Source organism: Marinibacterium sp. SX1 (assembly GCF_050389775.1).
Classification (GTDB): Bacteria; Pseudomonadota; Alphaproteobacteria; order Rhodobacterales; family Rhodobacteraceae; genus Marinibacterium.
The window spans coordinates 140,738-159,526 of sequence record NZ_CP177146.1 but is presented as its reverse complement, the minus strand read 5'-3'; the positions used below and the strand labels follow the sequence as shown (position 1 = coordinate 159,526).

Below are 18,789 nucleotides of genomic sequence, written 5' to 3'. Positions count from 1 at the left end.
GCTACACCGGATAAAGAGGGATATTGATCGGATGAGATCGGTATAATATCGCATTGTGTTATGAAGATTGACAGCGAACATCTCGAGATCCTGGCCGTCATCGTCGAGCGCGGCGGGCTGACCGAAGGGGCCGAGGCCCTGGGCAAGTCGCAGCCCTCGGTCTCGCGCAGCATGTCGCTGCTGGAGGAACGCATCGGCTTTCCGCTGTTCGAACCGGGCCGCCGACCGCTGCGCCCGACCGAGCTGGGGATGAACCTGGCCCGGCTGGGCAGCCGCATCCGGGCGGCCAACCAGGAGGCCAGCCAGCTGGTGCGGCTCTATCGCCAGGGCCTGGCCGGGCGGCTGCGCGTGGGCGGCACGCCGATCTTCATGGACGGGGTGGTCTCGACCTTCGTGGCCGAGTTCCAGTCGCGCTATGGCGATGTGCAGATCGACCAGTCCTACGGCTATCGCGACACGCTGGAAACCGGGCTGCGCAACGGCGGGCTGGACCTGGCGATCCTGCCGATGCACCCGGGCCAGGTGCCGCAGGACATGACCTTTGAACCGCTGCTGGCCGGCAACAATGTCATTGCCTGCCGGGCCGGCCATCCGCTCAGCCGCACCCGGGGGATCACCCTGTCGGACATTGCCGAATATGCCTGGATCGCGCCGCCGGCCAATTCGCCGCTCTACCGCGACCTGGAACGGGCGGTGCGGTCGATCGGCCAAGAGGATTTCAGGGTCAATTTCTCGGGCGGCACGCTGGCCTCGATCCAGTCGGTCCTGGTCGGTTCGGATGCGCTGACGATCCTGCCCTATTCGGTGGTCTTCCTGTCGCGGCGCACCGTGCCGCTCGAGGCGCTGCCGCTCAAGATCGACCATCCCGACCGCCAGCTGGGCGTGTTGCGCATGGCCGACCGGCGGGGGCCGCCGGCGGTGGGCCAGTTCGCCGAATTCCTGGGCACCGAATTCAGCCGGTTGCAGGCGCGGATGGATCATGAGCAGCAGGTCACCCGGCGGCGAGGCTGATGGCGGGTCTGACGGCGAGTCGGACGGCGGGGCGCAGGGTCATTTCAGCGTGACATACCCGGCGGGATCGAAGCTGGCGATGCGCACGGCCACGCTCAGGCCGGTGGCCTGGGCCAGGGCCTCGCGCAGCTCGGTTGCCAGCGCGCGCAGCGCCTCGCGGTCGCGGGTGGGCGCGGCCAGCAGGTGCAGCTCGACATTCAGGGCCGGCTGGTCGGGCAGGCCGATGACCGGCAGGATGGCCATCTGGCTGATCGCCGGATCGACCGCCAGCGCCCGGCACAGCCGGTCCCGCAGGCCCGGCAGGGCGGCCACCAGCGGGGCGCGGATGTCACCCAGCCGGGCATCGTCGACAAAGATCTTGAGGTTGGGCATGGCCGCTCATTCCCGCACGAGCACGAAATCGAAGGGCGAGCGCCAGGCCGTATCGCCCGAGGTCACCGGCTCGAACGGTGCGACCAGCGTGGTCTTGACGCCAAAGACCGCATCCGAGGCCAGGTAATCGTCGCCGCCGACAAAGGTATGGGTGACCAGTTTCTGAAAGCCCGGGGCGGTGACGAGGTAATGCATGTGGGCCGGGCGATAGGGATGGCGGCCCAGCTGGCCCAGCATCTGGCCCACCGGCCCGTCATCGGGGATCGGGTAGCTGACCGGCTTGATCCCGCGAAAGGCATAGGCCCCGTCCGGCCCGGTGAAGAACCGGCCGCGGTTGTTCCACCGGGGCTGGATGCCCGGCTGCTGCACGTCGTAATAACCGTCGGCATTGTCGGACCAGACATCGACACAGGCGCCTTCGACGGGCTGACCATCGAGGTCCAGCACCCGGCCTTCGAAGAGGCAGCTCTCGCCCTTGCCGTCCAGGCTGATGTTGGCACCCATCTCGCGGATCGGGGCGTCGGGCACATGGAAGGGCCCGAAGACGGTGTTTTCGGTGGCGCCTTCGGGCCGGCGGTTGTTGATCGCATCGACCAGCATCGACAGGCCCAGCACGTCGGACAGCAGGATGAATTCCTGGCGTTCGCCCGAACACATCTGGCCGGTGCGCGTCAGGAAGGCGATGGCGGTCTCCCATTCCTCCTGCGTCAGGGTCACGTCCTTGGCAAAGGCATGCAGGTGGCGCACCAGGCTGGCCATGATCACGGCCAGGCGGGGGTTGGTCGCCGGGTCCATGCGGGCATTGACCGTTTCGGCGGAATTGGCTTCGGTGAAATAGCTCATGATCGTTCCTCCTCGGACGGATCGGATGGCGGATGACGGTTGGCTCAGGCGGCGGGCCGTGGCCCGGGCGCGGCATGGCCCAGGGGCACCGGGTCGATGCCCGTGCGCTGGATGAACAGGCCCCACAGCCCGCGCCGGGCAAAGAGCATGATGGCAATGCCGATCAGGCCCAGCACGATGAGATAGACGGTGCCGTAATCGGCCAGGAAGCGTTCCAGCAGGTAGAAGACCAGCACGCCGACGACGGGCCCGGGCAGGGTGCCGATGCCGCCGATGACCACGATAAAGATGACAAAGGCCGTCCAGTCGAGCAGCGAGAAGGCCGCATCGGGCGAAATCCGCCCGATCTGGGTGAAGAGCAGCGCGCCGCAGATCCCGGTGACAAAGGCCGTCAGCACAAAGACCAGGGCCTTGAGCCGGGTCGGATCGACGCCGATGGACCGGGCGGCCATGGGGTTGTCGCGCACGGCCTGCAGGCCCAGCCCCATGCGCGAGCGCAGGAAGGCACGGCTGGCCACCAGCATGGTCGCGGCCAGGGCCAGGGCCAGCCAATAGGTGATGGCATCGACCGCCCCGGCCTTGGACGTGTCGAGCAGGGCGCGCACGGCGGGGATGATGGCCATGTCCTGGGTGGCCTCGCGCGGCAGCGAGGTGCCGGTGCCGCCGCCAAGCGCGCGCCACTGGCCCAGCGACAGGCGGGCGATCTCGGCCACGACCCAGGTGCCGATGGCGAAATAGGCCCCGTTCAGGCGAAAGACAAAGAATGCCACGGGCACCGACAGGGCGGCGGCGGCCAGGCCGCCGGCCAGGATGCCGGTCAGCGGGCCGGTCTGCCACAGGATGACGGCGGCGAACATGGCATAGGCCCCGATGCCGACAAAGGCCTGCTGGCCGACCGAGACCAGCCCGGCAAAGCCGGCCAGCAGGTTCCAGTTCAGCGCCAGGACCAGCAGGCAGAGCACCATGAACAGGTCCTGGACCATGGCCCGCGAGCCCATCATGGGCACCAGGGCCAGGCCCAGGACCAAGGCCGGAAAGATCAGGGAGAGAAAGGGTTTGCGCATGATCGGCCCTCAATCGTTGGCGCGCGGGAACAGCCCGCGCGGGCGCACCAGCAGCACGGCGACAAAGGCCACGTGCCCGGCCAGGATCTGCCATTCGGGGTTCAGCGCCGCGCCCAGGGCCTGGGCCAGGCCGATGACCAGCCCGCCGGCCAGGGTGCCCCACAGGCTGCCCAGCCCGCCGATGATCACTGCTTCGAAGGCATAGAGCAGCCGGGCCGGGCCGATGGCCGGGTCGAAATTCGACCGGGCGCCGAGGTAGAGCGCGGCAATGGTGGCCACGACCAGGGCGATGCCCGTGGCCATGGCAAAGACGTTCTGCGGGCGGATGCCCATCAGCTGGGCGGTGACCGGATCGTCGGACGTGGCGCGAAAGGCCCGGCCCAGGGCGGTGCGGTAGAACAGCCAGTTCAGCGCCACGATCACGGCAATGGCCGACCCGAAGGTGATCAGCGGCATGACGCCCAGGTTGACCGGGCCTATGGCCACCGATTGGGCTTCGATCGGGCCGACGGGCAGCTTGCGGCTGTCGGCGGTAAAGCCCATCAGCAGGGCGTTCTGGATGACGACCGACAGGCCGAAGGTGACCAGCAGGGGCGGCAGGATGTCATCGCCCAGCACCCGGTTCAGCAGGGCGGTCTGCAACAGCCAGCCCAGGGCGAACATCAGCGGCAGGGCCAGCAACGCGGCAGCAAAGGGCGACAGCCCGGTGGCCCCGCCGATCAGCAGGATCAGGTAGGCGCCCAGCACGATCAGGTCGCCATGGGCCAGGTTGACCAGCCGCATGATCCCGAAGACCAGGCTGAGCCCGGCGGCAAAGAGGGCATAGAGCCCGCCCAGCAGAAGGCCCTGCACCAGCGTATCGACCCAGATCATGCGTGTTTCACTCCGAAATAGGCATCATGGATCGCCTCGCGTGACAGCTCGGCCGGCCGGCCCGACAGGGTGATCCGGCCTTCCATCATGCAATGCACCCGGTCGGCCACGCGCAGGGCCTGGCCGATGTCCTGTTCGACGACGATCAGCGAGGTGCCGCTGTCGCGGATCGCCGGGAAGGCCGCGTAGATCTCCTTGATGACCACCGGCGCCAGGCCCAGGCTGAGCTCGTCGCACAGCAGCACGCGCGGGTTCGACATCAGCGCCCGGCCGATGGCCACCATCTGTTGCTGGCCGCCCGACAGGGCGGTGCCCGGATGGGCCCGGCGTTCGCGCAGGACGGGGAACAGGGCAAAGATCCGCTCCAGCGTCCAGGCCCCGTTGCCCCGCCGGGCATGGGCGCCGATGCGCAGGTTCTCCTCGACACTCAGGCTGGGAAACAACCGGCGGCCCTCGGGCACCATGGCGATGCCCGCGCGCAGGATGTCGGGCGCGGCCAGCCGGTCGATCCGCGCGGCATCCAGCGCGATCTGGCCGCCGCTGACCCGGGCAATGCCCGTGATCGCCCGCATCAGGGTGGTCTTGCCCGCACCGTTGGCCCCGATGATGACCAGGGTCTCGCCGGCCTCAAGCGCCAGGTCGATGCCGAAAAGCGCCTGGAAATCGCCGTAATGGGCCGTCAGCCCGCGGATATCGAGCAGGGCCGTCATGCCTCGATCCCCAGGTAGATTTCCTGCACGTCCCTTGCGGCCATGACCTCCTGCGGATCGCCGATGCGCAGCAGGCGGCCGAAGTTCAGCACCATCAGCCGGCCGACCACCGAGGTCAGCGCATGCAGAACGTGTTCGATCCAGATGATCGCCGTGCCCTCGCCGTGGATCTCGCGGATGGTGGCCACCAGGTCCTGGCATTCGCCTTCGGTCAGCCCGCCGGCGATCTCGTCCAGCAGGATCACCCGCGGGCGGGTGGCCATGGCGCGGGCCAGTTCCAGCCGCTTGCGGTCGAGCAGGGGCAGCGCGCCGGCGGGGCGGTCGGCGTGGCGGGCCAGGCCGGTGCGGCGCAGCAGGTCCATGCAGGCATCCGGCGCCTCCTGGGCCGAAAGGCCGCCGCCGAACCGCGCCGCGACCAGCAGGTTTTCATAGACCGACAGGTGGTCGAAGGGCTGGGGGATCTGGAACGACCGGCCGATGCCGCTGGCACAGCGCTGCATGGCGCTTTCGCCGGTGATGTCGCGCCCGTCCAGCAGAACCCGGCCGGCATCGGGCATCAGGACGCCGGTGATCAGGTTGAACAGCGTCGACTTGCCGGCCCCGTTCGGCCCGATGATGCCAAGCGCCTCGCCGCCGGCCAGGGTGAAACTCACGTCGTCGGTGACTTTCAGCGCGCCAAAGCTCTTTGAGACGCTGTCGAAGGACAGTATCGTCATTCCCCTCCCTTTCGGGTCTCCCGGCCCCGCGATGTGGCGCCGGGCTCCTCCTCGGGTGATCCTAGGCGGGCAGAAAGCGGAAAAAGATCGCAATGGCCCGCAACAATATCACATCGTGTTATGAAATCCGACCGTCCTGGCGCGCAGGATCGATGGCTACCGGAACGTGTCGGTCGGATCGTTGTCCAGCGGCATCAGGCTGGCCGCGCCGCCGGCGGTGTCGTGCAGCCGGTGCCAGCGCCGGTCGAGATAGATCAGCGGGTCCTGGTCGGGCGGCGGATGCGGATCGGACGGCCCGCCGTGGCCTTCGATCAGCTCGGCGGCGACCAGCGTGGCGCCTTCGGTCGGCAGGGTGCCGGTGATCCGCGCGCGGAACCAGGTGGTGACCTGGGTATAGCGCGGGGTGCCGTCGGCCAGCCGTTCCCAGGCCACGCCCGGCCCGAAACGGTCGGCCCCCGGCGTCGCGCCCAGCTGGCCCAGGGCCCGGTCGGCATAGCGCAGGAAATGGATGACCAGGCTGTCGGCGGCCAGCACGGCCGCCGTCGAGCCCGAGCGCGACGACAGCGAAAAGGCCACCGTCGGGGGCGCGGCGCTGACCGAGATCAGCGACGAGACGGTCATGGCCACCGGCCGCCCGCCGGGATCGGCGGTGACGATGGCCACGCCGGCCGGATGGCGGCGGAAGGCGTCGCGGAAGGCCGCGGCCAGCCTGTCGGTCTGGGGCATGGTGTCTCCGTTCCGGGCCCGGAGGACGATGCCCCCGGACCCTGTCGTGGTGGGCATTGGCGCCGGTCAGGGCTTTTCGATCAGGTCGTAGAACTGCCAGACCCGGTCGGACCAGATGCCGCCCAGCTCGCGGCCGGCCGAGGTCACGATCGACGGCGCGATGGTGAAGTGGTTGGCCGCCACCATCATGTCGCGATAGGTCCGCTGGATGACCCCGGCGCGCAGGCCCGCCCCGCCGGCGGCGCGATAGGCAAAGTTGCACAGGTCGACCCCGGCCTCGTGGATCTGGGCCTTGGCCAGGTGCACTAGGCTGACATGGCGGGTGGTCATCTGCTGGCCGTTCTCGGCGGCGGCTTCGATCTCGGACCAGACCTCCATCACAAAGGCCCGGGCGGCGCGATAGCTGGCCTCGGCCCGGCCATAATCGTACCAGAACTTCTCGCTTTCGCCCAGCATCCCGGCCCGGCCGGTCTTGCCCCGGGCCAGCTTTGCGATCTCGTCCAGCATGCGCCGGCCGGCGCCCATGGCCCAGCCGGTATGGCCGACCGAGGCCAGCCCGACGATGCCCAGGCTGAACAGCTCTTCCAGGCGCTGCGGCGGGGCGGTCAGGATCGGGAAGACCAGGTCGTCGGCGATAAAGACATCCTCGGCCGCATAGTCGATCGAGCCGGTGGCCTTCAGGCCCAGCACGTCCCAGTTGCCCAGCTGGGTGTGTTCGGGGATCGGCGCATGGGCGCACATGATGATCGGGTTGCCGGCCTCGTCCTTGGCCGGCTTGCCGGTGCCGTCATCGACGAAACAGGCCGAATGCGACCAGGTCGCATGGGAAAAGCCCGAGCCATAGCTCCACTTGCCGGTCAGGGTGTAACCCCCGTCGACCTTCTTGAGCATGCCGAGCGGCGCGCCCTGGCCCGAGAACCGGTTGTCGGTGCCCGGGGCGAACAGCCGGTCGACGGCGCTGTCGGGCAGGAAGGCCGCCGACATGGCGCCGATGCAGCAATGCACCATCGACACCCAGCCGGCCGAGCCGGAATGCCAGGTGACGGCCTCGATCAGCTGCAGCACCTCGGTCGGGCGCATCTGGGCGCCGCCCAGCTGTTCGGTGGCCATCAGGTGCGAAAAGCGCAGGGGCTTGAGCAGTTCGAAGCTTTCGGGGGTCAGCTCGCCGGCCTCTTCATCGGCGGCGGCGTTGGCCTCAAGCTGGGGGCCGATCTTGGCGATCTTGTCCAGCAGGTCGGTGAAATCGACGCTCTGGCCCCAGTATTCGTGACGCATGGGCTTGTTCATGGTGTTCCTCCTCGGGGTAAAGTTCGGGTCAGCCGGCCAGGAAATCGCCGATGGCGGTCATGGCCTCGGGCCGTTCCTGCAGGACCAGGTGGCCGGTGCCCGGCAGGCTCAGGAAACGGGCATCGGGCAGGGCATCCAGCCACAGCGGGGCCTGGGATGCCGGCAGCAGCCGGTCCTCGTCGCCCCAGACCAGCAGGGTCGGGTTGGTGATGCGGTTGAGCAGGCGGGTCATGTTGGGATGGCCCATGCCGAAGGGCGCGCAGATGCGGCCGACGGTGTCGCCCTCGCGGGCGCGGTCGGCCCCGAATTGCTCGGCAAAGGCCGGGTCGCTGCCATCGGGGAAGAAGGGCAGGGCGACCGACACGTCATGGGTCATGTAGCCCGGGAAATCCTGCGGGGCGATCGTGTCCAGCGGCGTGGCGGGATGGGCCGGATCGTTCAGCCCGGCCGGCGCGACCAGCACCACCTTGTCGAATTTTTCGCGCGCCACGGCGGCCAGTTCGGCAGCCATCCAGCCGCCCATGGAAAAGCCCAGCAGGTGGGGTTTTTCATCCAGGTCGAGCGCGTCGAGCAGGTTGAGGTAATGGATGACCATGTCGCTGATCCCCGCGACATGGGGCGCATCGCCGGACAGGCCCATGCCCGGATGGCTGGGGCAGAGCACGCGGAAGCGGTCGGCAAAGCCTTCGGCGAAATCAAAGCCTTCCAGCGTGGCGGCCCCGTGCAGGCAGAGCAGGGGCTTGCCGGTGCCGATGGCCTTGACGGCGGTTTTCACCCCGCCGATGTCATAATCGTGCAGTTCCATGTCCAGGGGCATGATGCCGTCTCCTCCTCGGGTGTGTCGGGCTCGGTTGTGCCGGGCTCGGATCCTGTCGGGCCCGGGTGACTTCGGGCCCGGCTGGTGTCGCGTTCAGGTGATGTCGGGCTGGATCAGCACCTTGCATTGCGCGGTGCGCCGGCGCAGGCCTTCAAAGACCTGCGGCACCGGCGACAGGGTGATCCGGTCGGTGATGATCTGTTGCGGGGCAAAGGGCCCCGGGGCGAGCGCATCCAGCGCCACGCCGAATTCGTTGCGCTGGTGGAAGAAGACCGAAAAGACCAGGTCGATTTCCTTCGACAGGGCGATGAACGGATCCCATGTGTCGCCACCGATGCACAGGCCCACGCCGATCACCTTGCCCTGCAGGCGCACGGCCTCGCTGGCGGCCTGCAACAGCCCGGGCTTGCCCACGCATTCAAAGACGAAGTCGGGCGGCCCGTCGCAGAGATCGGCCAGGTTCTCGGCCAGCCGGTCGCCCGACAGCGCAAAATCGGTGGCCCCCAGCGCCAGCGCGCGGTCGCGCTGGTGGGTGTGGATATCGGCCATGACCACCCGTGCCGCGCCCAGCCGGCGCGCCCAGAAGGCCACCAGCAGGCCGATCGGCCCGGCACCGACAATGGCCACGCGGTCGCCCGCTGTCATGCCAGAGCGCAGGACGCAATGCAGGGCGACGGCCAGCGGTTCGGCCAGGGCGCCATCGGCCGTGGCCACGTCGTCGGGCAGGCGGTGGCACTGGCGCGCGGCGACGCCGACGTAATCGGCATAACCGCCGCCGATCAGTACCATGTCGGGGCAGCGCGCCGGATCGCCGGCCCGGCAGGACGGGCAGGTCCCGCAGCCGCGCATGGGCACCACGGCCACGCGGTCTCCGGGTTCGAAATCGCTGACCGCCGATCCGGTGGCCACGACTTCGCCGGCGATCTCGTGGCCCAGCACGTAGCCGCCGCCGATGCCAAAGGGCGCGGGGTCTTCGGTGATGTGCAGGTCGCTGCCGCAGATGCCGCAGGCGGCGGTCTTCAGCACGACCTCGTCGGCCTCGGGCGTGGGGTCGGGCTGGTCGGCGATCCGCAGCGGGCGGCCCACGGCGTCGAAGATGGCGGCCTTCATGACTTGTCCTCCGGTGACTGGATCAGGTGGCGCCGGATCGGGAACCAGGGCGCGTCCCAGCGTTTCGATATCGCGCCCCAGATGCCGGTGCGGGCATAAAGCGCGACGATCACGGTCATCAGGCCCAGCACGACAAAGTAGCTGGCCCCGTATTCCCCGAACCAGCGGTCGGCGAGGAAGTAGATGAGCGCGCCGATCAGCACGCCTTCGATCGAGGCGATGCCGCCGACCATGACGATGAAGATCGCCACGTTGGACCACATCGGATCAAAGGCCGAGGGCGGGTTGATGCGCAGTTGCGCCATGGAATAGACGGCGCCGGCCAACCCGCAGCCCACCGCCGCCGCGACATAGATCGCGAACCGCAGGCGGCGCACGTTGATGCCCTGGCTGGCCGCTGCGACGGGGTTGTCGCGCATGGCAATCAGGGCCAGCCCGTAGCGCGAGCGCAGGAACAGGTAGCTGCCGCCGATCGTCGTCAGGATCAGCGTGGCACACAGCAGCGACATGGCCACGTTGCGTTCAAAGAGCGAATAGTCCTTCATCACGCTCAGCGACATGCCCGACCCGGCGTTGAGAAACCCCATGTTGGACGCCGTCAGCCGGAAGACTTCGGCCACGACCCAGGTGCCGATGGCGAAATAGGGGCCATCCAGCCGGTGCAGCAGCAGGTAGCAGGGCACGGCCAGAACGGCGGGCACCAGCAGCGACAGGAAGATCGCCAGGAACGGGTTGATGCCGAAGGTCTGGGCCAGCACGAAGAGCGCATAGCCGGCAGCGCCCATGAAGGCCTGCTGACCGACCGAGACCAGCCCGGCATACCCCGCCAGCATGTTCCACATCTGCGCCACGGCGATGTAGCAGCACAGCTCCAGCACCATGCGGATGGTTCCGGTCTTGGCCCACCAGGGCATGGCCACCAGCGCGATGACGGCGATGGCAAAGAGCACCAGCGCGACCTGGCCCGACAGGGTCTGCCGCCGCACGGTGACATTGGGCAGGGCGGGATCTGAAAGTGTCGTCATGGATCAGTCCTTTCCGAACAGGCCCTGCGGGCGCGTGGCCAGCACGATGAGAAAGACAAGGTGACCGGCCAGGATGCCGAAGCCCGGATCGATGCGGAAACCGATGGCCTGCGTGATGCCCAGCACCATCGAGCCGATGAACGCGCCCCAGACCGAACCCATGCCGCCGATGATCACCGCCTCGAAGGCATAGATCAGCTGGGCGGCCCCGTCGGCCGGGGCGACCGTCGAGCGCAGCGACTGGAACACCGCGGCAAAGCCCAGGATGCCGACGGCAATGGCCGTGGCCGCGGCATAGACCGACCGCGGATTGATGCCCGTCATCGCCGCCGCCTCGACATCGGCCGAAGCCGCGCGCAGGGCGCGCCCGAAGCGCGAGCGTTTCAGCACCAGGTCGACGCCCAGGGTCAGCCCGGTGGCCGCCAGCAGCACGATGACCGGCAACAGGCCGATGTAGATGCTGCCGATCTCGACCGAGCGGCTTTCGATGCCGCCGCCGGGCAGGGACCGGCTGTTGGCCGACCAGATCTGCAGCATCAGGTTCTGCAGCGCCAGCGACAGGCCGAAGGTGGCGATGAGCGAGGGCAGCGGGTCGTCGCCCACCACCCGGTTCAGCACCGCCTTCTGCAACAGCCACCCCAGCGCCAGCGCCAGCGGCACAAGTGCCACCATCACCGTGAAGGGTCCGAGGCCGAAGGCCGTGGCCAGCGAGATCCCGATCAGCGACAGCAGGATCACCAGGTCCCCGTGGCTGACGTTCACGATCCGCATCACCCCGAACATCAGGGCCATTCCAAGCGCATATTGCGCATACATTCCGCCCAGGAGTACGCCCTGGACCAGCGCGTCAAACCACTGCATGTCCCGCTCCGAAATAGGCTTCCCCGATCTGGTCCCGCGTCACCGCATCCGACCGGCCCGACAGCGTGACCCGACCTTCGAGCATGCAGTAGAGGCGGTCCGACGCCGATTGCGCGAGGCCCACGTCCTGTTCGACGACGATCACCGCCGTGCCCTGGGCCCGGATCTCGGGCAGGGCGGCGTAGATCTCGCGGATGACCTTGGGCGCCAGGCCCAGGCTGATCTCGTCGCACAGCAGGATGCGCGGCTGGCAGAGCAGCGCCCGGCCGATCGACACCATCTGCTGTTGCCCGCCGGACAGGCTTTGCACCGGGGTGCGGGCCTTGTCCCTGAGGATGGGAAACAGCTTGTGCAGGCGTTCCAGCGACCAGCCGCCGGAACGGCCGAGATGCTCGGCCCGGTCGATGGCCACGCGCAGGTTGTCCTCGACCGTCATGCCGCGGAACAGCCGGCGGCCTTCGGGCACGATGGCCACGCCCTTCTGCACCATCCGGTCGGTCGGCGTGCCGCCCATCGGCTGGCCGTCGATGCGAACCATGTCGGGATCGACGGGCAACAGCCCCATGATCGCCCGCAGAAAGGTCGACTTGCCCGCGCCATTGGCCCCGATCAGGGCCACGGCCTCGCCCTCGCCGACCTCGGTGTCGATTCCGTAGAGCGCCTGGAAATCGCCATACCGGGCCACCAGCCCGTGGGTGGACAGCAATGCGCTCATGCCTCGATCCCCATGTAGACCCGTTTGACTTCGGGGTCGTTGATGACCTGCTGCGGCGCGCCCTCGGCGATCTTTTCACCGAAGTTCAGCACCATCAGCCGGTCGGCCACGGCCAGCAGCGCGTGCAGCACGTGTTCGATCCACACGATGGTCACGCCCCGGTCGCGGATGCGCCGGACCAGCGCCACCAGCTCCTTGGATTCCTCGTCGGTCAGCCCGCCGGCGATCTCGTCCAGCAGCAACAGCTTGGGGTCCGAGGCCAGCGCCCGTGCCAGTTCCAGCCGCTTGCGGTCCAGCAGCGTCAGCGACCCGGCCTGGGTGTTGGCCTTGTCGGCCAGTTCGCAGTCGCGCAGGATCTGGGCGCAGAAGCCATAGGCCTCCTGTTCCGACCTGCCCCCGCCAAAGGCCGCGGCCACCAGCAGGTTTTCAAAGGTTGTCATGCCCGAATAGGGCAGGGGGATCTGGTAGGTCCGCCCGATCCCCATGTGGCACCGCCGGAAGGGCGGTTCGCCCTTCAGCGTGATGTCCCCCAGGCGGATTTCTCCGCCCGAGGCCGTCAGGTCGCCGCTGATCATGTTGAACAGCGTGGTCTTGCCGGCGCCGTTCGGGCCGAGAATGCCCAGCACCTCGCCCCGATAGACATCGAAGCTGACCTCGTGCAGCACCCGCACCGCGCCAAAGCTCTTCGACACGTCGCGGGCGGCAAGAAGAATGTCCCGGGTTGTCCCGGCGCTACCGTCCAGCATGGGTTACCAGGCGATCGGCACGATCTTCTGTTCGGGTTCGAACAGCTGGTTGACCGAATTGTCCACGATCTTGAGGTCATAGGGCCATTTTTCGCCCGTCACCCACTGGCCGCCGAAGATCGGCATGGTGCAGATGTTCTTGTGCACGCCGCCGAACTTGACCGGCCCGCAGACCGTCATGCGGTCGGTTGCGGCCATGGCCTGGCGGTTGGCCTCGCGGTCCAGCGGATCGGCCGAGCGTTGCAGGATGTCGATGGCGACCTCCAGCAGGGCGTGGGAATAGCCCAGCGGCTGGGTCCATTGCCGGCCCTGGTCGGCTTCCCACTGGTCGGCCAGCGCGCGGCTGTCCTGCCCTGTGATCGAGCTTTCAAAGGGGAAGGCCGGGGTCCACCAGACCTCGGAGGACATGCCGTTGCCCAGCGGGCCCATCGCCTCGACCCCGCCGGGGAACAGCAGGGCCGCCGCCACCGTGACCGCCTTGGGCTTATAGCCCTTCTGGTTGCACTGGGTGACAAAGGTCTTGAGGTCGTCGGGATAGGTGATGCCCCCGATGATGTCGCAGCCGGCGTCCTTGAAGGCAGCGATCTGGGCCGAGAAATCGTTGGTGCGCGGCTGGAAATAGCCGGGGATCGTCACCTCGTAGCCGGCATCGCGCGTCGGGCGCGGCAGGCCGTAATCCTCGTTGCCCCAGGTGTCGCCGTCGATGTTCTGGGGGAACAGCATGCCGACCTTCTTGTTGGTCTCCAGCCCGTCCCAGAGGCCGACAAAGGTGTTCAGCGCCTCGTCCAGACCCCAGAAGAAATGATAGGTCCAGTCATATTCGCCACCCCCGCGCGGCATGATCACCGCCTGCCAGGGCGCGCCGGACGAGATGCAGGGCGCCTCGTAAAGCTCCGCCTGTTCCATCACCGGCAGGATCGTGTCGGTCGTCGAGGCCGGCACGACAAGGTGCACCTCGTCGTTCAGGATCAGGTCGCCGGCCAGCTCGGCGGCCTTGTTCGGGTTGGACTGGCTGTCGCGTTCGAGGATCTCCAGCTCGTAGACATCGCCATTGGCCGAGGTCAGCTGGCCGCCGAGCGCCTCGCGGATCTTCTGGACCGTGTAGCCGTCGGTCTCGCCGAACAGGCCGAGCGGGCCGGTGGCCGGGGTGATGTAGGCCATCTTGATCGTGCCGGCCGTCTGGGCCCGCAGGTAGCCCGGCGCGCCGAGCGCCGAGGCGGCCACGCCGGCCCCCACGCCCCGCAGGACATTGCGCCGGCTGATGCCGGCCTTGAGCAGCTTGTTGTAATGGGTCACTTGCAGTTCCTCCCTTGCAGTGAACAGCCGTCCCCCGTCTTCCTCCGCCGGGGTCGGGCCGATATGGTTGGGCCGGTCGGATCGGCCGGTTGGCATGTGCGGGACAGGGCCTGTCGGGGTGCCCGGATCGCGGGCCGGTCAGGCCAGGTTGCCCGGATGGGCCCCGATCAGCCCAGATCAGCCCCCGATCCGCCCGGATCAGGCCAAGTCAGGTCAGCCGGTTCAGCGCGCCGCCGTCGATGACGATCAGCGAGCCGGTGAAATAGGCGCCGGCCGGCGAGGACAGCAGCAGGGCCAGGCCCTTGATGTCCTCGACATCCCCGATCCGCCCGATCAGCGATTGTGCCTCGAAGGCCGCGCGGTCGGCCTTGTTGCGCAGCCGGCCGCCGGCGATGTTGGTGATGAACGGCCCGGGCAGGATGGCGTTGACCCGGATGCCGTAGGCGCCCAGCTCCATCGCCATGTGGCGCACGAAATGGTTCACCGCCGCCTTGGCCGGCATGTAGGACGTGCCCACGATGCTTTCGTTGATCAGCCCGGCGATGGACGAGGTCACGATGATCTCGCCGCCCTTGCCCGGTTTCATGTGGCGCACGGCGTTCTTCACCGTCGTGTAGACCGAGGTCAGGTTGATCTCGATGCCCCGGTCCCACTGGTCGTCGGGGATGTTCTCGATCTCGCCGTCGGCAAAGCGTTCGCCCTCGACCGTCATGAAGCCCGGCCCCGGGTCGATGCCCGCATTGGCAAAGACCGTGTCGATGCCCCCGTGCCGCTCGGCCACGGCATCAAAGGCCGCGGCCATCGCCGGGCGGTCGCCCACGTCCACGGCCTGGCCCCAGGTGTCGCCGCCGATCTCGGCCACGGTCCGGTCCAGCCCCTCGGGGTCGATGTCGAAGATGCAGACCTTCGCCCCGTGTTCGGCCAGGATCTCGGCATAGGCCCGGCCGATCCCGCTGGCGCCGCCGGTGACGATCACGGATTTTCCGCGCACGTCGAACATCGTCTCAAGTTTGGCCATGGGGCCTCCTCCTCCGTCACGTTCCGATCCGCAAACCGATCCCGGCACATCCGGCGCAGCCGGATGCGGGCCCGGAAAACCGGGGCCAGGTGCTCTCACTTGCGGAAGGTTCTCGCGTTCCTCCAAGAGGCGAAAACCGTTGGGACACATAACGCGACCTGCGCAGAATTTAGTCAAATCCAGAATGACGGAACTAATATAACGATCCGGTATAAACGCAATGCTCTGAAAGTTAACGGTATTTCGGCCTGCCCGAAAAAGGCCGGCAAAATTGCCCCAGGGTGACTTGCCGAAATGATCATTCAGCATGATGATATCGTCAAACAACCAGGAGGCTTGCATGAAAACCCCGGCCTCGCGCATTCGCGGCTCGATCGAGTCCGCCGCCCTGATGGATCGGGGCGGCCGGCCGACGCTGCGCGAATTGCTCTCCGATCTCGAATTCGACGCCTCCTCGGGCACGCTCCGGCTGAACGGCGACCGCGTGGTGCTCTACCATTCCGAGGCCGACCGCATCCTGCGCCGCGAGCTGATCCAGCGGCTGGGCGAGGCCGAGGCGCGGATCTTCCTGTTGCGCCGGGGGTTCCTGATGGGCCGGTCCGATGCGGGGTTTGTCGCGGCGTCCTGGCCGACGCTGGACCGGGGCGATGCCTTTACCGCCGGCACCCGGCTGCACATGCTCAGCGGCATCGTGCGGGTCGAGACGGTGTTCAACGATTTCGATTTTGCCCGGGGCCGGTTCTCGGCCGATTTCCTGTGGCACAATTCGGTCGAGGCGGAACAGGGCCGCGACCGGACCCGGCTGTCGCAGGCGCCGGTCTGCTGGCAGCAGCTGGGCTATGCCTCGGGCTATGCCAGCCATTTTTTCGGCTCCCTGGTGGTCTACAAGGAAACCCAATGCGCGGCCCAGGGGCATGAGTGCTGCCGGGTGGTCGGGCGGCTGGCCGAAGGCTGGGGCGAGGACGATCCCGAGGTGATCCTGTTCCGCAGCCGGATCGAGCCGGCCCGGGCGCCGGCGGAGCCGGGCGGCGAGGGTCCGGCCGTGGTGGCGGTGCCGCCGTCAGAGCCCGAGGCCGAGCTGTTGCGCCCGGTGCTGCCGGCGCTGGAACGCGCCGCGCGGCTGCCGCTGCCCTGCCTGATCGCCGGGGCGGGAAGCAGCGGCCAGGCGCTGGCCGCGCGCCACCTGCTGGCGATGCTGGGGGTGCGGCCCGACGATGCCACACGTGTCACGGTCTTTTCCGGCCACCGTCCCGAAACCGCCGCCCTGCTGACGGCGCTGGCCCCGGCGCGGCGGGGCAAGCGGCGCGACGTGCTGCCGGTCGTGCGTCTTGAGGCGGTGGATGCGCTGCCCGCGGGCGACCAGGCCGAGCTGGCCCGCCTGCTCGCCGAGCCGGCGCCCCATGGCCGGGCGCGGCTGGTGGCCACGGCCACGCGGCCGTTGTCGGCGCTGGCCTCGGGCGGGCTGGACCCGGCGCTGTGGCTGCGGCTGGCGCCGCTGTCGGTCGACATGCCGGCCCTGCGGGGCCGGGGGGCCGAGTTGCCGGCGCTGGCCGCCGACCGCCTGCCCGACCTGGCCGGGCAGCTTGGGCTGGACCTGCCGGCGCTGGAAGACGGTGCGCTGTCGGGGCTGGCGGGCGATCCGCCGGGGGGCGGGCTGGATGGGTTGGATGCCGTGCTGACGGCCCTGCTGATCGAAACCGCCGGCGGTGGGGTGATCACCGCCGACCTGGTCACGCGCGAAGCCCGGCGGCTGGCGCCGCGGGGCGGGGAGCTGGACGATTTCGGGGTCTGGATCGAGGCTCAGCTGGCCTCGGGGGGCTTTTCACTGGATGCGCATGAGGCGCGGATAAGGGCGGCGGCGCTGGCGCGATGCGGAGGCAACATGGCCGCTGCGGCGCGGATGCTCGGGCTCAGCCGGGCCCAGCTGGCCTATCGCGAAAAGGCCCGGGGGCAGGTGCAGGACGAAGGAGAGTAGATGGGCCGGTAAGGGGGGCAGTCCGGGGGCCAGGGGCGGGGCCAAGGATGGGACCCTTGTGAGGACCAGAGCAGGGATTGAAACGGGGGGGCCAGGGATGGGGGTTAGGCACCGTAGCCAGTCACTGGGGCCAATCACGGTCGCCAGGCACCTTGGCCACCCACCGGGGCCAGGTACAGGCCCAGGCACGGGGCGGTTGACCGGCGGCGGGGCGGGGAGGGTGCCCCGCCACCGGAGGGCGGTGTGAGGTGCGGGCCGGCCCGGCGAGGGGCCAGCCGTCTGGCCTCAGCTCAGCGCTTCCATCGTCCCGCCGGTCGGGATGTCAGGAGCGGCGCCGTTTTCCACGATCACCAGATCGTAGCCGCCATCGTCGCGCATGCGCCACTGGCCGCCGGTCAGCTGCGTCTTGCAGACATTGCGGGCGGCAAAGTCGGGCACGCCCTGGCCGTTCCAGGCCACCTTGCCCACGACGGTGTCGAGATCGGTGGCCGCCACCGCCTCGGCCACGGCGTCGCCGTCGCCCGGGTCGTCCACCCGGCCCATCACGTCGGCGGCCACTTCGAACAGCGAATGCACGAAGCCGATCGGCTGGGTCCAGGGCCGGCCCGACGCGGCGGTGAACCCTTCGGCCAGCGCGGCCGAGCTCTGGCCGGTCAGGCTGGAGGCAAAGGGATGCGACGGGGTCCACCAGACCTCGGACGACAGGTTGTGCCCGGCGGCGCCCAGGGTTTCCACCGATTGCGGGAAGAGCAGGGCCTTGGCCACGGTCACGGCCTTGGGATGCACGCCCTGCTGGCGCATCTGGTTCCAGAAGGTGGTGAAATCGGGCGGGATCAGCACGCCGGTGACGATATCGGCGCTGGCGCCCTTGAAGGCGTTGATCTGGGCGGTGAAATCGTCGGACAGGTTCTGGAAGCTGCCGGGGTTGGTCAGATCATAGCCCGCGGCCTTCAGCCCCGGGCGCAGGCCGGTGTCGTCATCGGCCCAGGCATTGCCATCGGCATCATTGGGAAACAGCCCGCCGACCGACTTGTTGGTGTCCAGCTGGTTCCACATGGCGGTGAAGACGTCGATCACGTCTTCCATGCCCCAGAAATAGTGGAAGGCATAATCGAACGGCCGCCAGGACCCCGGATCGCGCGGGTTGCCCTGCTGGCCGATGAACCAGGGCTGCCAGGGTGCCACGGTCGAGATGCAGGGAATGCCCTCGCCCTCGCAGACCCCGGCGACGGGGTTGGTCGTCTCGGGGGTCGAGGCGACGAGCATCAGGTTGACTTCGTCTTCCAGGATCAGGTCCTTGGCCACTTCGGCGGCGCGGTTGGGGTTCGACTGGCTGTCCTTGACGATGACCTCGAACGTGTCGCCGGTCTGTTCGATGAAGGCCGCGATGTTGTAGGCATCGCTCTCGGCGAACCCGGCCAGCGGGCCGGTCTGGGGCGAGACATAGCCCAGCTTGATGCGGCGACCCTGTGACAGGGCCGGCATGGCCAGGCCGGATGCGGCCACGCCAAGGCCGGTGGCGGCGCTGGCCCGCAGGAACTTGCGTCGGTTGAACATGGTTCTTTCCTCCCTTTTTGCGATGCGCCCCGACGGCCCCGGATCCTCCTCCGGCCGCCGGGGCGCG

19 protein-coding genes are annotated in these 18,789 nt (G+C 68.5%); 2 read left to right on the top strand and 17 right to left on the bottom strand.

Annotated elements, in window-relative coordinates; all coding sequences use genetic code 11:
- Nucleotides 1-60: 60 nt before the first annotated feature.
- Entirely contained in the window at nt 61-1,011 is a 951-nt protein-coding gene (locus ACK3BB_RS23305) for a LysR family transcriptional regulator (protein WP_428929076.1), read from the top strand.
- Nucleotides 1,012-1,050: 39 nt separating this feature from the next.
- On the opposite strand, the gene ACK3BB_RS23300 is transcribed toward ACK3BB_RS23305, so the two are convergent.
- The 16 genes from ACK3BB_RS23300 to ACK3BB_RS23225 all read right to left on the bottom strand — a co-directional run bounded on the left by ACK3BB_RS23300 (nt 1,051) and on the right by ACK3BB_RS23225 (nt 15,190).
- Entirely contained in the window at nt 1,051-1,383 is a 333-nt protein-coding gene (locus tag ACK3BB_RS23300) for a hypothetical protein (protein WP_428929075.1), read from the bottom strand.
- A gap of 6 nt (nt 1,384-1,389) precedes the next feature.
- Nucleotides 1,390-2,229 (bottom strand): intradiol ring-cleavage dioxygenase, encoded by an 840-nt coding sequence (locus tag ACK3BB_RS23295; protein ID WP_428929258.1) that lies wholly within the window; start codon nt 2,227-2,229, stop codon nt 1,390-1,392.
- Between the two features lie 41 nt (nt 2,230-2,270).
- Complete coding sequence (locus ACK3BB_RS23290; protein ID WP_428929074.1) at nt 2,271-3,290, bottom strand: branched-chain amino acid ABC transporter permease; 1,020 nt, start codon at nt 3,288-3,290, stop codon at nt 2,271-2,273.
- Between the two features lie 9 nt (nt 3,291-3,299).
- Nucleotides 3,300-4,163, bottom strand: coding sequence for a branched-chain amino acid ABC transporter permease (locus tag ACK3BB_RS23285; RefSeq protein WP_428929073.1), 864 nt, complete (start codon nt 4,161-4,163; stop codon nt 3,300-3,302).
- Nucleotides 4,160-4,873 (bottom strand): ABC transporter ATP-binding protein, encoded by a 714-nt coding sequence (locus tag ACK3BB_RS23280; protein ID WP_428929072.1) that lies wholly within the window; start codon nt 4,871-4,873, stop codon nt 4,160-4,162. The genes ACK3BB_RS23285 and ACK3BB_RS23280 overlap by 4 nt, the downstream gene beginning before the upstream one ends.
- Entirely contained in the window at nt 4,870-5,589 is a 720-nt protein-coding gene (locus tag ACK3BB_RS23275; RefSeq protein WP_428929071.1) for an ABC transporter ATP-binding protein, read from the bottom strand. Before ACK3BB_RS23275 ends, ACK3BB_RS23280 begins: the two co-directional genes overlap by 4 nt.
- Before the next feature lie 156 nt (nt 5,590-5,745).
- Nucleotides 5,746-6,315, bottom strand: a complete 570-nt coding sequence (locus ACK3BB_RS23270) for a flavin reductase family protein (RefSeq protein WP_428929070.1) — start codon at nt 6,313-6,315, stop codon at nt 5,746-5,748.
- Nucleotides 6,316-6,381: 66 nt separating this feature from the next.
- Nucleotides 6,382-7,602, bottom strand: coding sequence for an acyl-CoA dehydrogenase family protein (locus ACK3BB_RS23265; RefSeq protein ID WP_428929069.1), 1,221 nt, complete (start codon nt 7,600-7,602; stop codon nt 6,382-6,384).
- Nucleotides 7,603-7,630: 28 nt separating this feature from the next.
- Nucleotides 7,631-8,419 carry an alpha/beta fold hydrolase gene (locus ACK3BB_RS23260; RefSeq protein WP_428929068.1) on the bottom strand — a complete coding sequence of 263 codons (789 nt, stop codon included), beginning with the start codon at nt 8,417-8,419 and terminating at the stop codon, nt 7,631-7,633.
- A gap of 93 nt (nt 8,420-8,512) precedes the next feature.
- Nucleotides 8,513-9,529, bottom strand: a complete 1,017-nt coding sequence (locus ACK3BB_RS23255; RefSeq protein ID WP_428929067.1) for a zinc-dependent alcohol dehydrogenase — start codon at nt 9,527-9,529, stop codon at nt 8,513-8,515.
- On the bottom strand, nt 9,526-10,554 hold the full coding sequence (locus ACK3BB_RS23250) for a branched-chain amino acid ABC transporter permease (RefSeq protein WP_428929066.1): 1,029 nt from the start codon (nt 10,552-10,554) through the stop codon (nt 9,526-9,528). The genes ACK3BB_RS23255 and ACK3BB_RS23250 overlap by 4 nt, the downstream gene beginning before the upstream one ends.
- 3 nt (nt 10,555-10,557) lie before the next feature.
- The gene (locus tag ACK3BB_RS23245; protein WP_428929065.1) at nt 10,558-11,415 is read right to left on the bottom strand and encodes a branched-chain amino acid ABC transporter permease; all 858 of its coding nucleotides are present in this window, start codon (nt 11,413-11,415) and stop codon (nt 10,558-10,560) included.
- Nucleotides 11,402-12,130 (bottom strand): ABC transporter ATP-binding protein, encoded by a 729-nt coding sequence (locus ACK3BB_RS23240; RefSeq protein ID WP_428929064.1) that lies wholly within the window; start codon nt 12,128-12,130, stop codon nt 11,402-11,404. The genes ACK3BB_RS23245 and ACK3BB_RS23240 overlap by 14 nt, the downstream gene beginning before the upstream one ends.
- On the bottom strand, nt 12,127-12,876 hold the full coding sequence (locus tag ACK3BB_RS23235) for an ABC transporter ATP-binding protein (RefSeq protein WP_428929063.1): 750 nt from the start codon (nt 12,874-12,876) through the stop codon (nt 12,127-12,129). The genes ACK3BB_RS23240 and ACK3BB_RS23235 overlap by 4 nt, the downstream gene beginning before the upstream one ends.
- 3 nt (nt 12,877-12,879) lie before the next feature.
- A complete protein-coding gene (locus ACK3BB_RS23230; protein ID WP_428929062.1) occupies nt 12,880-14,172 on the bottom strand; it encodes an ABC transporter substrate-binding protein in 1,293 nt (430 codons plus the stop codon).
- Between the two features lie 208 nt (nt 14,173-14,380).
- The gene (locus ACK3BB_RS23225) at nt 14,381-15,190 is read right to left on the bottom strand and encodes an SDR family NAD(P)-dependent oxidoreductase (protein ID WP_428929061.1); all 810 of its coding nucleotides are present in this window, start codon (nt 15,188-15,190) and stop codon (nt 14,381-14,383) included.
- Between the two features lie 340 nt (nt 15,191-15,530).
- Between ACK3BB_RS23225 and ACK3BB_RS23220 the strand changes: the two genes are divergently transcribed.
- Nucleotides 15,531-17,165 (top strand): XylR N-terminal domain-containing protein, encoded by a 1,635-nt coding sequence (locus tag ACK3BB_RS23220; protein ID WP_428929060.1) that lies wholly within the window; start codon nt 15,531-15,533, stop codon nt 17,163-17,165.
- A gap of 285 nt (nt 17,166-17,450) precedes the next feature.
- Here the strand turns inward: ACK3BB_RS23220 and ACK3BB_RS23215 are convergent, their stop codons facing one another.
- Nucleotides 17,451-18,722: an ABC transporter substrate-binding protein gene (locus tag ACK3BB_RS23215; RefSeq protein ID WP_428929059.1), complete on the bottom strand. Its 1,272-nt coding sequence runs from the start codon at nt 18,720-18,722 to the stop codon at nt 17,451-17,453.
- Nucleotides 18,723-18,789: the final 67 nt, after the last annotated feature.